This is a genomic window from Paenibacillus aestuarii (genome assembly GCF_027789125.1).
GTDB lineage: Bacteria > Bacillota > Bacilli > Paenibacillales > NBRC-103111 > Paenibacillus_E > Paenibacillus_E aestuarii.
The window spans coordinates 261,149-274,433 of sequence record NZ_JAQFVF010000033.1; the positions used below are offsets into that span (position 1 = coordinate 261,149).

The following is a 13,285-nucleotide window of genomic DNA, read 5'->3' on the forward strand; positions in this document are numbered from 1 at the left end:
GGATTCTATGAAGCTGGTTTTATTATCTGGCGGCTCAGGCAAACGCTTATGGCCTTTATCAAACGACTCTCGCTCTAAGCAGTTTCTCAAAGTACTGGACAATCAACAGCACGACCATGAATCGATGGTTCAAAGGGTTTGGGGCCAGCTGCAGGCTGCAGGTTTGGAACACGACTCGGTGATTGCCACGGGAAACGCGCAAGTAGATATGATCCAGAGCCAACTGGGGAATAACGTGTCCCTCATTGTAGAGCCGGAGCGAAGAGATACGTTTCCAGCGATTGCTTTGGCAGCAACCTATTTATACTCCATGAGGGAAACCAGCCTAAACGAAGTTGTCGTTATTTTACCAGTGGATCCTTATGTGGAGAACGGTTTTTTTGAAAAGGTAAAAGAGCTTGAAGGCGCCATCTCACAATCCGATGCGGATCTTGCTTTGATTGGCGTGAAGCCTACGTATCCATCTTCCAAATATGGCTATATCATTCCCGAGCATCAGGTCGCCGGCCATTCGTATGTCAAAGTAAGTCATTTTAAAGAGAAACCCCAAGAAGACCAAGCGAAGATCTTGATCGAACAAGATGCGCTTTGGAATTGTGGGGTTTTTGCTTTTAAATTGGACTATTTAATTAATCTGCTGATTGAGAAAGGTCTCCCAATTCAATATGAAGAGCTCCTCAAGCAATATGGCAGGCTGGATAAGATCAGTTTTGACTACGAAGTCGTTGAAAAAGCGAATCATATTGTGACGCTTCCTTATGATGGGTATTGGAAGGATCTGGGTACTTGGAACACGCTAACGGAAGAGATGGCAGCGAATGTCATGGGCAAAGGCATGATGAGCTCAGATTCGTCGAATACCCATATCGTGAATGAGTTGGATATTCCTGTTACGGTGCTTGGTTTATCAAATGTTGTCGTTGCCGCAAGTGCGGATGGCATTCTCGTCACCGAGAAGAGCGCGAGCCCTCGGATTAAGGAAATTCTGGGCAGTTATGATGAAAGACCTATGTATGAAGAGCGGCGTTGGGGCTGGTATAAAGTGCTGGATTATTCACGGCATTGCCCGGGGCAAGAAGTGTTGACCAAGCGGATTTGCATTACAGCCGGTAAAAATTCCAGTTATCAAATTCATTACAAGCGAAGCGAAGTGTGGACGTTCACGAAAGGGGAGGGCGACATTGTGATCAATGATCGCTTGATTCCGGTTAAAGCGGGGGACGTCTGGCATATCCCTGTCGGTACGAAGCATGCCGTTAGAGCGAGTTCGGACCTGGAGTTTATTGAGGTGCAAAGCGGCAGTGAGCTCGTCGAAGAGGATATTAGCCGATTGTTAATGACCTGGGATGAGATTAAAAATCATTGTTTAAGCAAGCTATAAGAAGCGGGTGAAGCCCTTGAAGTATTTGAAGTCTTTGAAACGGTGGCAGAGGTGGTTGTTAGGTATAAGTAGTGCATGTGCACTGCTTGTTCTAACAGCTGCCTCTGTCTTTTATTATCAAATTCATTCCATACAAGTTGACGATATTTTGCAAAGGCATCTAGTCCAACAAAGTTCAGGACCGGATTCCTCAACAAAAGCGGAGAGTCAGTCCTCGTCAGAACAAGCTAATGAGAAAAAGGAACAGACGCTGCCCTCCGTTTTGACGGCGCCCGTCGATAAAGCAAATCAGTTCGCGAGCAAACCTATTAAGACACAGGACGCATTGGATGTAGCAGCCATTCTATTGAAAGCCGGCTTGAGCTTGAAAGAGGTCTATTATTTGACAGGCCAAGCGGATAATAATCTGCCCAATGAGCAGAAGCAGAAGATTCGGGATATGCTTCTTTCCAAACTCTCCCCAGATGAGATTAAAGCGCTGCGCTCAATCACCAAACCATATGGGAAAGGTCTTCTGATTCTGGATCCCAACTACCCCATCGAAATGGTAGGCGTGGAAGATCCTGCGGAGCGGAAAAGAATTCAGAAGGAACTGCAGGACAAGAAAAAAGCCGAACACAGTGCTCCTGCCAAAGATCAGGAAGAGAAGCCCGCAGAGGTGGCAACAGTACCGATATCAACATCAACACCAGCATCACCATCGCCAACACCGGATAGCCGGCCGCAGCCTGCTTCGGATCCTGCTGTCGTTGCTGTCTACACGGCTAAGCTGGAGTCGCTGAAAACGAGCTGCCAAGGCGACATTAATAGTCTAGTTTCCAATGTGGTAGGTGCGAAGAAGGCGAATAAAGATTTGGGTTTGAAAGAGCTGCAAGGTATGTTCATGCAAAAGTTTGTCGATGCTGAAGCTAGGTGCGACTCCGGCTTTAACGGAATTCTAGCGGATGCGACGCAAGCAGGAGTCGACTCTAGAGAGATCGATGGCTGGAAGCAAGCCTATCATGCAATGAAGCAAAGCGCGCAGAACGGCGCTATTGCGCAAATCGAGAAAGCTTTTTCAAATAAGTAGTAAAAGGGTATAAGAATAGTAGGTGATTCAACTTGTCAGGACAACCAAGCGCTCTGAAGGTTCTATTGTATTTGATTCCGGTGCTTATTTGCTGCGGCATCATCTTTGGCTTATCGTCGCAAACCCATCAGCAGCAGGATATTACGCCATGGATTAAGAAGGAAGTTTCCGATAAAGCGATAAAAACCTATTTCTCTGGCACAAGCTTTAATTACGGCTCTCAGAAGGTAAGTTTGAAGTCAGGGAGTCCCAGTTCATTCGTCGAGTTCTTCATTCGCAAGTTTGCTCATTTAACGATATATGGCTTGCTAGGATTGCTGACCACCCGTCTCTTTAAGGCTCTGACGCGTTGGGCAGTTAGCTGGAATTTTCTCTACAGTGTGCTCCTCTGTGCGGCGTATGCGGCTTCGGACGAATATCATCAGAGCTTCATTGCAGGGAGAACGTCAAGACCTGCAGACGTCGTTCTGGATACGGTGGGGGCGGCGTTAGGGATTCTCATCTATCATTCTTTATCTTTGGCCGTGCGAGTGATGCGCAAAAGAAAAGCAGCTGAATGGTAGAGAATCGTATAGCTTTTGTTAACTTTATTTGCTACAATTATCCTATTAATGGATATGCGCATAAATCGTACGATAATGGCAAAGCTGGTGAAAACCAGTGACGCAAAGCTAGAGGGACTACATTGGGCTTCCCAACATGTCAGCCAGCTACCGGATACGGGCCTCCGTGTGATTTTATGTAGAACAAGTACATGTACGCACATTTTTCTTAGGAGGTAGATGATCATGTGGTTACTTATTCTGTCGATCATTTGGTTCGTCGTTAGTTTGTTTTTTCTTTGTTTATTCGTAACGGCCAAGCGAGCAGATCAGAAAGCGGAAGCCATGTTCTTGGACACGAAGCGTGACGATGAGATGCTAAACTACGATGAAGAGAGTGAAATGATAGGAAAGATTTGCTTAACTTAACAATGGTAGTCCAAGCGCCCTTATGGGCGCTTTTTTTATGGCGATAAAGCCATATTAGATTACATGAATACATTGAATATGAGGTGTGCCAGTCATGAAAGCGAGTCGTAAAGTGAAAGCAGCAGTAGGATTAACAGCAGCATTGGTTATGGGGATCAGCACGCAAGCTTTTGCAGCGCAGGATGCTGTTGAAGTGAGCGTGTACCAAGTACCTATGCATTTTGTGTTTGACGGGAAGGAGTATGCGCCGCCGGAAGGGCAGCAGGGGTTTATCTATGAAGGCAGCACCTATGTGCCGCTGCGATTCATCTCTTATTCCCTGGGCAAAGCGGTGAAATGGGATGGCGATTCGTACACGGTTTCGGTTTCGGAGCCGAAGGATGCGGACAAGGTCACGATCGATGAGTATAAAATGAATTCGCGGGTTGAGAACTCGAATATCGCTAAAATCGATAAATCCAGCCTCGTTCCAAGTACGCTGCAGGCGTATAAAGAGAACGTTTCTTTTATATTTGATGGTGCAGAAAAGAAAATCGGCGGAGACCTGCCGAGCTACATTATTGACGGCAGTCTGTACGTTCCCATGCGCTTCTTCTCGGAATCGGTCGGAAAAACGATCAACTGGGACCCGGACACTTACAGTGTGTCCGCGAATACCGCTGCAAGCACAGATCCGAAGCAGCCTGAAGTAAAACCGGTGACACCGCCAGCCACACCGGCGGCACCAGCAGCGCCAGCAGCTCCAACGACTCCTGCCGTAGGCGGCGGAAGTGCGGGCGGTGGCGGAGGTGCAGGCGCACCATCGACATCGAATCCGTCGTATGATTCGATCACGTCGGCAGCGGAAGCGAAGCTTCAGCAATTGAAGGAAGAGGACAGGGTTGCGTTTACCGCTTTATATCAAGACTATCTGGATCATGCGAATGATCCTGCAGCTAAAGCAGCGATCAAACAGCAAGTCATCTCCAAATTAGCGGAATCCGACAGCAAGTTTGCGCAAATCATTAGTGACACCCAATCCAAGCTAGAATCGAACCAATACGATACGAGCGTTATTGATTCCTATAAACAGGCTTATCAAGACGAGAGCGATCCGATTCGGAGCGTGGTTCATTAACAGCCAGGAAGCCAGTTCAACCGCCGGGGGACTTTTCATGATGAAAAGCCCCCGGTTTTTTTGCGTTTTCAGTATTTTCATGAAAACCCCTTGATAAGTTACGATTTGTATCATATAATAAATATATAATACATAATGTAACACGAAGCGACAATTGTTTCGATGTTGAGGGGGATGTTTGATGAATAATGTGAATTTGGTATTTTGTGTCGAATGCAATACATTATTGTCTTTGAATAATGCAGAAAAGGTTTTTAAAACCGGTTATTTCAAAACAACGATACCTCTATGCTTCTGCAAAGAATGCGCGAATAAAGAGAATGGTGAAGAGGATATGGATGTGCTCGGTATCAGTCAGGATTGCTACGCGTATTCAGCTATGGCCTTGACGGTGTGAGGTGGTGCAGGTGGCAGGGTACGCCTGGAGACGATGGTTTATCAGCAGTCTTTGTTTGTTGCTTGGGTTAGCGGCGATCATTGCAGCCGTAACATTCACAGCAGCTCCGTAGATTGTTTTTTTTTCGCTCTGATAAGTAAGCGCTTACACATAAACAAAATGAAACGCCCACCGCCGAGGTGGACGCTTTTGTTAATTCAATAGGTGCTTATACGCGCTAAAATCTATCTGCTCCTTCTCCAGGAAGCTGGTCAGGCTCTTGTAGTCGCGTCGCGGTGTCGCTAGTATGTAGCCTTCAATGCAATGTTCCCGCGTTACTTCCGATGCTCCGGCCTCGAGGGCCACCTGCCCGATCCTTGCGGCGATGGAGTGCTTGGCGATATCCCGGAACGGTGTCGGCACCGGGGATACAAGCTGATCGAGGAACGTCTTGGAATCTTCGGTCCATAGATGTCGGGAGCTGTCGACGTAATGATTTTGCCAGTCGAGCTTGGATTTGCCATCTTCCTTAGGCAGTACCTTCAGAAACTTGCGGAACATGAAGTACCCGCCAACGGACATGAAGAACAGCAGGACACAGACCCAGAATATAATGAACCACATGAATAGGTCGTTGCTCATCGCAGATTTAACCACCTCACTGTTAAACGTGTATATCTGAGAAGAATTATAGCAAATTTCTAGATTTCTTGCGACAATACGGGTAAAATAGGAGGATGTAGTGACCACTCGTAAAGGAGTATTTCAGATATGCCTAAAATTGGTTCGCACGTTTCTTTTTCAGATAAAGGGCTTTTAAATGCAGCAGAGGAAGCCGTTTCCTACGGCTCATCTACATTTATGATTTACACGGGAGCGCCGCAGAATACGCGCCGCAAGCCGATCGAGACGCAGTTTATTGAAGAAGGCAAAGCTTTGATGGACAAGCATGCATTGAACGAAATCGTCGTGCATGCGCCTTACATTATTAACCTGGGCTCTTATAAAGAAGATACGTTCGAGTTAGCGGTGCGCTTCCTGCAGGAAGAGATTCGCCGCACGGATTACTTGGGCGTACGTAATATCGTGCTGCATCCGGGCGCTTACACGGATAAGGACGCGGAATACGGCATTGCGCGCATTGCCGATGGCTTGAACGAAGTGCTGGCGGGCGTGAAGGACACGAACGTCAATATCGCGCTCGAGACGATGGCCGGCAAGGGCACGGAGATCGGCAGAAGTTTCGATGAAATTGCCATGATCATGGACAAGGTCGAAGACAACGGCAGATTGACTGTCTGCTTCGATACTTGCCACGTGCACGACGCGGGCTACGACATTATCAATGATCTGGATGGCGTGCTGGACCATTTCGACCGTACCGTCGGTTTGGACAAGCTGGCTGTCATTCACTTGAATGACAGCAAGAACCCGCGCGGCGCCAGTAAAGACCGCCATGCGCCAGTAGGCTCAGGCTGGATCGGCTTCGACGCGATGAATAATATCGTGCGCCACGAGAGCCTGCAGCACTTGCCGATGATCCTCGAGACGCCGTGGATCGGGAAAGAAGACAAGACGCAGCGCCCGATGTACGAAGCGGAGATTGCTCTGTTGTCCGGCAACTTAAACGGACGCTTCGGCGGCGAGTTCCTGGATCATGTGGAACGCATCGATCATCTCTTCACCAAGAAAGACATCCATCATCGCGATTTCGTCTTGAAGACGTGGGAGCTGCTGAAGAATGACGCGAAAGCGAAGAAAGCGGACGGCCGCGAGCCGATGGAACGTCTGTACGATATTTTGTTCGAGGAGCGCCTGCTTCCTGATCTGAGCGAGGAGCAGTTGAATCAGCGATTGACTGTATGGCTGGCGGGTAAAGAAGTATTGAAGCAAGCGTAACTGCGTTGAATATCCCTGTGAAACGACCGAGTTACCGGCGTTTTGCAGGGTTTCACTACATATAGAGATCTATGAGGTTGGGGGATAACATGGAACGAAGAAACGATAGCAACAGAGCGAGAATGCTCATATCTTGTCCGGACAAGCCGGGTATTGTAGCGGCGGTCTCGCAATTTTTATTCGAGTATGGCGCGAACATCGTGCAATCCGATCAGTATACGATGGATCCGGAGGGCGGCATGTTCTTTATCCGCATCGAGTTCGATCTGCCGCAGCTAGAAGATCGTGCCGAGCAGCTGAAGCGGGATTTCTCCCATGTGGCTGACAAGTTCTCCATGGAATGGAGTCTTTCGCTGGCCAGCCAGAAGAAGCGTCTGGCTATTTTCGTCTCGAAGGAGGATCATGCGCTGCTGGAGCTATTGTGGCACTGGCGCGCCGGCGATCTGAATGCGGACATCGCGATGGTCATCAGCAACCACCCGGATATGCGTGAGCTGGTGGAGCCTTTCGGCATCCCGTATCATCACATCCCGGTAACAGCGGATACGAAGGCGGAAGCAGAGCGCCGCCAGCTGGAAGTCGTTGGTGACAAGGTTGATGCGATTATTTTGGCACGTTATATGCAGATCGTGTCCCCGTCCTTTATCAAGCATTACACGAATCGGATTATTAACATTCACCATTCGTTCCTTCCGGCTTTCGTCGGCGGCAAGCCCTACGCGCAAGCGCATAACCGCGGTGTCAAAATCATCGGCGCGACGGCGCACTACGTGACCGACGAGCTGGACGGCGGCCCGATCATTGAGCAGGACGTTCAGCGCGTCAGCCACCGTGACAACGTGGAAGACTTGAAGCGCATCGGCCGCCATATCGAGCGCATCGTTCTCGCCAGGGCGGTAGCCTGGCACGTGGAAGACAGAATTATTGTGCACAACAATAAGACGGTTGTTTTTAATTGATGGAAAGAGACCAAGTCCTGCAGCGGATTTGGTCTTTTTTTTACCCCAATATGGGAATATATGTAAATTAGTTGCAAACGATGGATATAATGAGGAGACAAAGCTTGAAAGTAGGTCAACTGCGATGAGAAGTATCGCCGCCTTATTCTCCATGCTGATGCCAGGTGTGGGTCAGATGTATAACAATCAGTTTGTGAAAGGTGTCGTTTTTTTAATTATTGAACATTATGATAATGTATTCGGCTCGATCAATAAGGCGATACATTTGGATTTTAACGGGGCTCATGCAGAGGCATTAAAGGCGGTGGATTACCAGCACCTCTTATTTTATCCGGGCTTTTATGCCTTCTGTGTATGGGATGCCTGGTTTCATGCCAGGGCTGGCGCAGACAAGACCAAAACAGCAATCATTTTCCTTGTGGGCGGTTTTCTGGGGGAGTTTGCCGCAATCTTTTCCACGCATCTGCCAATACCTTCATTGACCTGCGGTCTGGTCATGGTTATTCCCATGCTTGCCGGTATGTTTATTTTTCGAAAGCAATAGGGGGATGAGGATATGAAAATGGCGCTATACGGTCTCAGGAGCGTGCGTCGACTATTGATGCTGGAGCGAACCATCCTAATGGTTGGTCGTGGCTGAGCCTATAAATTGTGCTGCATCTTACGAATTGGCTGACAAGAAGGTTTATGACGACTATGAAAAACCGCGATTCTCACTAAGAGATACGCGGTTTTTGTGCATTACTGGCTATGAATGCTCCTGCCTGGATAGAACATGTGTCCGGCCTCGACTTCTCTCTCCTTCGCGGACAGGGAAGAAGCGACCAGCTTGAATACTGCCGTTTTACTCCCCATGGAGGAAACGTAACGCTCCAGATGGCTTTGTGCAAGTGGCTTATCATAATAGCCTGGCACATATTTGTTCAGCATGCCCTGCATGGCTGCGGTCGCTTCCGTTATATCACTCACCCGCTCGACAGTGCCAAAGATCATCACGCTCATATAAGCGGTGTCCGTATTAGCCGGTACGGGATCGGTAATCGTGCCGTACTCTTCACTGACCGTGAAGCAGGCTTGCGGATTCATCTGGATGACTTCGATCTTCCTTCCTCCTGCAGCCCCGTGAAAATAGATCGCCTCGTCCTTCCATACGAAGTTGAGCGGGACTACGTAGGGATGATCATCGGACGATAAACCAAGAAATCCTGTGCGGGCTTGGTCGAGAAAGTGCTGGATGGTTGCTGTGTCGGTGCAAGCGCGTTTTTGCATGCGAATAGGGAACATTGTCTTGGCTCTCCTCTCAGGTCATGTGTTACTATGAGTGTAAATGTAATCTGTCCACATACAAAGATACAGATACATGAAATTCTATAGGGACAGTTGGTGGGACAAGTGATCAGTATAACGCCCGAGATTGATAAAACAAGTAGGGTTCCTGTTTATCAGCAGCTTTTTACCTATATGAAAAAACAGATCGAATCCGGCGTGATCAGTGAAAATGACCGCCTGCCCTCGATCCGGCAGCTTGCTGCTTATTTGCTGATCAGCAAAAACACGGTGGAAATGGTGTATCAGCAGCTCCTTGCGGAAGGCTATATTCACAGCAAGCCGCGCAGCGGGCTTTTTGTGCTCCCTGTGGAGAGGCTGCCTGTACCCGGCCACACTGCGGTTGCCGGAGCACCGCCCACCCGGGAGGCTCAAGCGCCGGATAAGTGCACGGAAGCTTGGATCGATTTTGAATACGGGGACGTCGAGTTGGCGCATTTTCCGGTGAAACAGTGGAAGCGGTGCTTGATGGATGCGCTGGACGATCTGACCAACGATGTCTATGGGTACGGCGATCGGCAGGGGCATGCAGGATTGCGGACAGAAATCGCAAGCTATTTGTATCAGTCACGCGGGGTGCTGTGCGGGCCGGAGCAAATTTTTCTCAGTGCAGGGACGCAGCAATCGATCAGTCTGCTCTGTCAGCTGCTGCCCTTGTCCCCGCAAGTGGCTATGGAAGAGCCGGGCTATCATGGCGTGCGAGTCGTGCTTGCCAATCACGGCCGTGAGGTGATGCCAATCCCGCTGGAGCACGATGGTGTGTCTGTGGATCTGCTGCAGGCCAGCAAAGCGCGGACGATTTACGTGACGCCCTCGCATCAATTCCCAATTGGGACAGTTATGTCCGTGCAAAAGAGAGTCCAGCTGCTCCAATGGGCAGCGAACAACGACGGCTACATCCTCGAAGACGATTACGACAGCGAGTTCCGGTACCAGGGCCAGCCAATTCCGGCGCTAAAGGCGATGGATACAGGGGATCGCGTGATCTATCTAGGGACGTTCTCGAAATCATTCCTGCCGGGCGCCCGCCTGAGCTATTTCTTGCTGCCCCAGTCGTTGGCGCACTCCTTCCGAACGGTCATGCAAGCTTACAGCGGCTCCGTTTCGCCCACGCTGCAGGTGGCTGTTTACCATTTTATGGAAAAAGGGTACTTCGAAGGGCATGTCCGCAAAATGAGGCGGCTGTATCAGCTCCGGCATAAAACCTTAATCCGCGCTATTCAGGAGCATCTCGGGAATCGTGTAGACATCATCGGGCAGAAATCAGGGATTCATCTGCTGTTGAACGTCTACAATCGCAGCAGCGCTGAGCTGATTGAACTTGCTGCGCGGCAAGGGGTCAAGGTGTACACCCCCAAAATCCATTGGATGGACCCGGAGGCGTGCCCGGACAGCTACATTTTGCTGGGGTTCGCAAGCTTGAGCGAGGAGATGATCAGGGAGGGGATCCTGCGTTTGGGAGCAAGCTGGTTTCCAGCGCAGGGCTGAGCACCTGGACAGCGTTAGATGAACCGCAGCTTTTCGAAGCTTCCGCCGAGCGTGCTTGTCGCATCGCCCCCGAGCCAGTCCTCAATCAGCGTATAGTAAACCGAGCGGAAATCCACTTCATATTTCAGATCGCCATGAATGAGCTTCGCCAAGCTGGGATACTCGCCGTAAAGTCCGCCTTTTACTTCGCCTCCCAGTACAAATACCGGCGCAGCCGTGCCATGATCCGTCCCGCCGCTCCCGTTTTCCTTCAGCCGCCGCCCGAATTCGGAGAACACCATCGTCACGACATCCCGATGAAGCCTTTGCGCTTGCAAGTCCGTGTAAAAAGCATGCAGCGCCTCGTCCAGTTCCCTCAGCGTACCGGCATGCTGCTCTTTCTCATTGGCATGATCGTCGAAGCCGCCAAGTTCGACATAATACACCCGCGTCCCCGACTTAGCGGCGGCCAGTTTGGCGATCAGCTGCAGCCGGCTGGCTAAGCTGCCCTTTGGGTAGGACACGCCGCTCTTATAGGCGCTGACCATGGACTGGACGCTCTCCATACTTTGGAACGCAGCCAAAGCCTGAGTTGCCGAGATGCGCAGCCATTCATGCTCCGGCTTGTCTTGATAAATCTTCATCAGCGCGGACGTCATCCGCTTATGGTCATTGGCGGGAATTTGGCTGCTGAGCGCGTAGAAGCTGCCCAGCGATTCGATCGACGGCACATTGATGCCAGGTGCGCTGAACGCTTTATTCGTAAAGCCACCGATTTGAACGGCAGGCAGTTGATGCTCGGGCAGCGAAGACTGGATGTAGCGCCCCAGCCAGCCGCTTGCATGGAGCTCCTCCGGCTTGGCCGTCTGCCAAATCTCCATGGAGCGAAAATGCGAATAGTCGGGCTGCGGATAGCCCGCGCCTTGGATAATGGCCAGCTTGCCTTGCTCATAATACTGCTGCAGATGCGCCAGTGCGGGATGGAGGCCCACCGTCTCGTTGAGCGCAAGCACTTCGTGCTGCTGCAAGGCTAATCCAGGCCTGGCGTCATAATAGGCGCCGGACCCGTAAGGGATGACGGTATTCAGGCCGTCATTACCGCCGGAGAGCTGGACGACCACGAGGACAGGCGTCCTGCGGCGGTATTTGAAATCCGCTTCCCCGCGCAGGATGTCTCGCCCTTTCTCGGTCGCCAGCAAGGTGCCTCCAAAGCTTAAGGTGGCGATTACCCCTGCGCTGAGCTTCAAAAAGTCCCTTCGCGTCATCCGCATCACGCTTCACATCCTTTTACTTCAATTGATTCTCCGGGCACATGATCATCATAAGCAGCAGCTGGCGCATCACGGCATCCGTCAAGACGAGCGATTCGCGAGAAAATGCGGCCAGCTCCTCTATGGCTGCCTGCGACAACGGCGCGATACGCAGCTTGCGGCTCCAGAGCTGCAGGCGCTCCTGAATCGGCACCGCAGCCGTGGGCTTGGAACGGTCGGCGAGGAACCATTCCCGCTGGACAAGCCGCACCATGCGTTCCGCATGCTGGAACCGCGCCAGCAAATAATCGGTCGCCAGCCAGTCCCTGCCGCCTCTCCAGCCGGCCACATCGGGAGGAGCGAACAGCTCCTGCCCCATGCCGGGCAGGGCATCCGCCATCTGGCGCGTAAGCGGAATTAGCAGCGTGCGAGCCAAGGCGGCAACGTATTCCACGGGCGATTTGACGAGCGCTCGCAAGCAGGTTTCCTCATAAAATTCATCGGAGATGAAAATTTCGTATAATGCATCCTTAATTTGCAAAGATTGATGAAGTCGGGCGGCAATCCGCGTACGCCAAGAAGGGGAGGGATTCTCACAGGCAAAAGCTTGGAGCAGCTTTAACGATAAATAGTCGTACAAGGCTGGCTGTTTCAATATAATGTCGGACACATCGCGCTCATCCCAATTGCCCTGGCTACCAAGCACAGTTTTCAAGGTGTTGTCATGGCGCTCCGGCCGGAATACCGCTTGATCTTTGTCCTCTTCATAGTCCCATCCCGTTAAAGAGCGGGCAGCCTCTTTGACGTCCGTTTCCGTATAATGGCCTCGGCCCAACGTAAAGAGCTCCATGACCTCTCTTGCGTAGTTCTCATTAGGACTACCTTTGACATTGCGCTCTGTATCCAGCCAGATCATCATGGCGGGATCCGTTCCGACGGCGAGCAGCAGGTCGCCGAAGGAGCCGAGTCCGAGCCGGCGGAATTGTTCGATCTGTCGGACCATCAAGGAGACTTTTTGAACCTTGGCATAAGAGGTGGCAAAATGGCCGTGCCAGAATAGGGCCATCTTCTCGATCAGCGGGGTATCGCTTTGAAGGATCCGGTACAGCCAATACGCTTGTTCATCTTGGAGTTTGCCGGGGACTAAAGCTTTGCCGTCCAGCTGCACTTGCTCAATCGGTGCGATGGTCCGGGACGGGGCTTGCAGCGGCAGCCCATCTACGAGCCTGCGGACGGCTGCTTCTTTGCCCAAGGACAGAGATGCTTCGATGTCAGCATCGGTGGCGCCGAAGGCGGTGCGGCCCAGCAGGTGGTTGATCTCTTTTTCGGTCCATGCGCTGCCCATGTCGTGCGTGCCTCCTGATCGCTCAATTTCTATATATCTATCATACGCGCTCCCTTGAAATGAAGAACGGAGCCCCCGTTTTAGTGCTTTATTGTGGCAAACGCTGAAAGCAAATGGTACAATTA

14 protein-coding genes and 1 riboswitch are annotated in these 13,285 nt (G+C 50.8%); of the genes, 10 read left to right on the forward strand and 4 right to left on the reverse strand.

From position 1 onward, the window contains the following. The first annotated feature begins 7 nt into the window (after positions 1-7). The 6 genes from O9139_RS16360 (at position 8) to O9139_RS16385 (ending at position 4,935) form a co-directional block, all read left to right on the forward strand. On the forward strand, positions 8-1,381 hold the full coding sequence (locus tag O9139_RS16360; protein WP_270880529.1) for a sugar phosphate nucleotidyltransferase: 1,374 nt from the start codon (positions 8-10) through the stop codon (positions 1,379-1,381). Positions 1,382-1,436: 55 nt separating this feature from the next. Continuing rightward, positions 1,437-2,450: a hypothetical protein gene (locus O9139_RS16365; RefSeq protein ID WP_270880530.1), complete on the forward strand. Its 1,014-nt coding sequence runs from the start codon at positions 1,437-1,439 to the stop codon at positions 2,448-2,450. A gap of 32 nt (positions 2,451-2,482) precedes the next feature. Beyond that, positions 2,483-3,013: a VanZ family protein gene (locus O9139_RS16370; protein ID WP_270880531.1), complete on the forward strand. Its 531-nt coding sequence runs from the start codon at positions 2,483-2,485 to the stop codon at positions 3,011-3,013. Between the two features lie 67 nt (positions 3,014-3,080). Continuing rightward, positions 3,081-3,168, forward strand: a riboswitch (cyclic di-GMP riboswitch). A gap of 70 nt (positions 3,169-3,238) precedes the next feature. After that, positions 3,239-3,421, forward strand: coding sequence for a hypothetical protein (locus tag O9139_RS16375; RefSeq protein WP_270880532.1), 183 nt, complete (start codon positions 3,239-3,241; stop codon positions 3,419-3,421). Between the two features lie 94 nt (positions 3,422-3,515). Next, the gene (locus O9139_RS16380) at positions 3,516-4,538 is read left to right on the forward strand and encodes a copper amine oxidase N-terminal domain-containing protein (RefSeq protein ID WP_270880533.1); all 1,023 of its coding nucleotides are present in this window, start codon (positions 3,516-3,518) and stop codon (positions 4,536-4,538) included. Between the two features lie 181 nt (positions 4,539-4,719). Beyond that, a complete protein-coding gene (locus O9139_RS16385; RefSeq protein WP_270880534.1) occupies positions 4,720-4,935 on the forward strand; it encodes a hypothetical protein in 216 nt (71 codons plus the stop codon). 192 nt (positions 4,936-5,127) lie between these two features. On the opposite strand, the gene O9139_RS16390 is transcribed toward O9139_RS16385, so the two are convergent. Continuing rightward, entirely contained in the window at positions 5,128-5,556 is a 429-nt protein-coding gene (locus tag O9139_RS16390; RefSeq protein ID WP_270880535.1) for a DUF2621 domain-containing protein, read from the reverse strand. Positions 5,557-5,685: 129 nt separating this feature from the next. On the opposite strand from O9139_RS16390, the gene O9139_RS16395 reads away from it, so the two are divergent. The 3 genes from O9139_RS16395 to O9139_RS16405 all read left to right on the forward strand — a co-directional run bounded on the left by O9139_RS16395 (position 5,686) and on the right by O9139_RS16405 (position 8,316). Next, positions 5,686-6,813 carry a deoxyribonuclease IV gene (locus O9139_RS16395; RefSeq protein ID WP_270880536.1) on the forward strand — a complete coding sequence of 376 codons (1,128 nt, stop codon included), beginning with the start codon at positions 5,686-5,688 and terminating at the stop codon, positions 6,811-6,813. 89 nt (positions 6,814-6,902) lie between these two features. Next, positions 6,903-7,772: a formyltetrahydrofolate deformylase gene (purU, locus tag O9139_RS16400; RefSeq protein WP_270880537.1), complete on the forward strand. Its 870-nt coding sequence runs from the start codon at positions 6,903-6,905 to the stop codon at positions 7,770-7,772. A 124-nt stretch (positions 7,773-7,896) separates the two neighbouring features. Next, positions 7,897-8,316, forward strand: coding sequence for a hypothetical protein (locus O9139_RS16405; RefSeq protein ID WP_270880538.1), 420 nt, complete (start codon positions 7,897-7,899; stop codon positions 8,314-8,316). Positions 8,317-8,513: 197 nt separating this feature from the next. On the opposite strand, the gene O9139_RS16410 is transcribed toward O9139_RS16405, so the two are convergent. Then, complete coding sequence (locus O9139_RS16410) at positions 8,514-9,056, reverse strand: pyridoxamine 5'-phosphate oxidase family protein (RefSeq protein WP_270880539.1); 543 nt, start codon at positions 9,054-9,056, stop codon at positions 8,514-8,516. Between the two features lie 108 nt (positions 9,057-9,164). Here O9139_RS16410 and pdxR point away from each other — a divergent pair, with 108 nt between their 5' ends. Continuing rightward, positions 9,165-10,586 (forward strand): MocR-like pyridoxine biosynthesis transcription factor PdxR, encoded by a 1,422-nt coding sequence (pdxR, locus tag O9139_RS16415; protein WP_270880540.1) that lies wholly within the window; start codon positions 9,165-9,167, stop codon positions 10,584-10,586. A gap of 14 nt (positions 10,587-10,600) precedes the next feature. Here pdxR and O9139_RS16420 read toward each other — a convergent pair whose 3' ends face one another. After that, a complete protein-coding gene (locus O9139_RS16420) occupies positions 10,601-11,836 on the reverse strand; it encodes a DUF1501 domain-containing protein (protein WP_270880603.1) in 1,236 nt (411 codons plus the stop codon). Between the two features lie 16 nt (positions 11,837-11,852). Next, the gene (locus O9139_RS16425) at positions 11,853-13,160 is read right to left on the reverse strand and encodes a DUF1800 domain-containing protein (protein ID WP_270880541.1); all 1,308 of its coding nucleotides are present in this window, start codon (positions 13,158-13,160) and stop codon (positions 11,853-11,855) included. Positions 13,161-13,285: the final 125 nt, after the last annotated feature.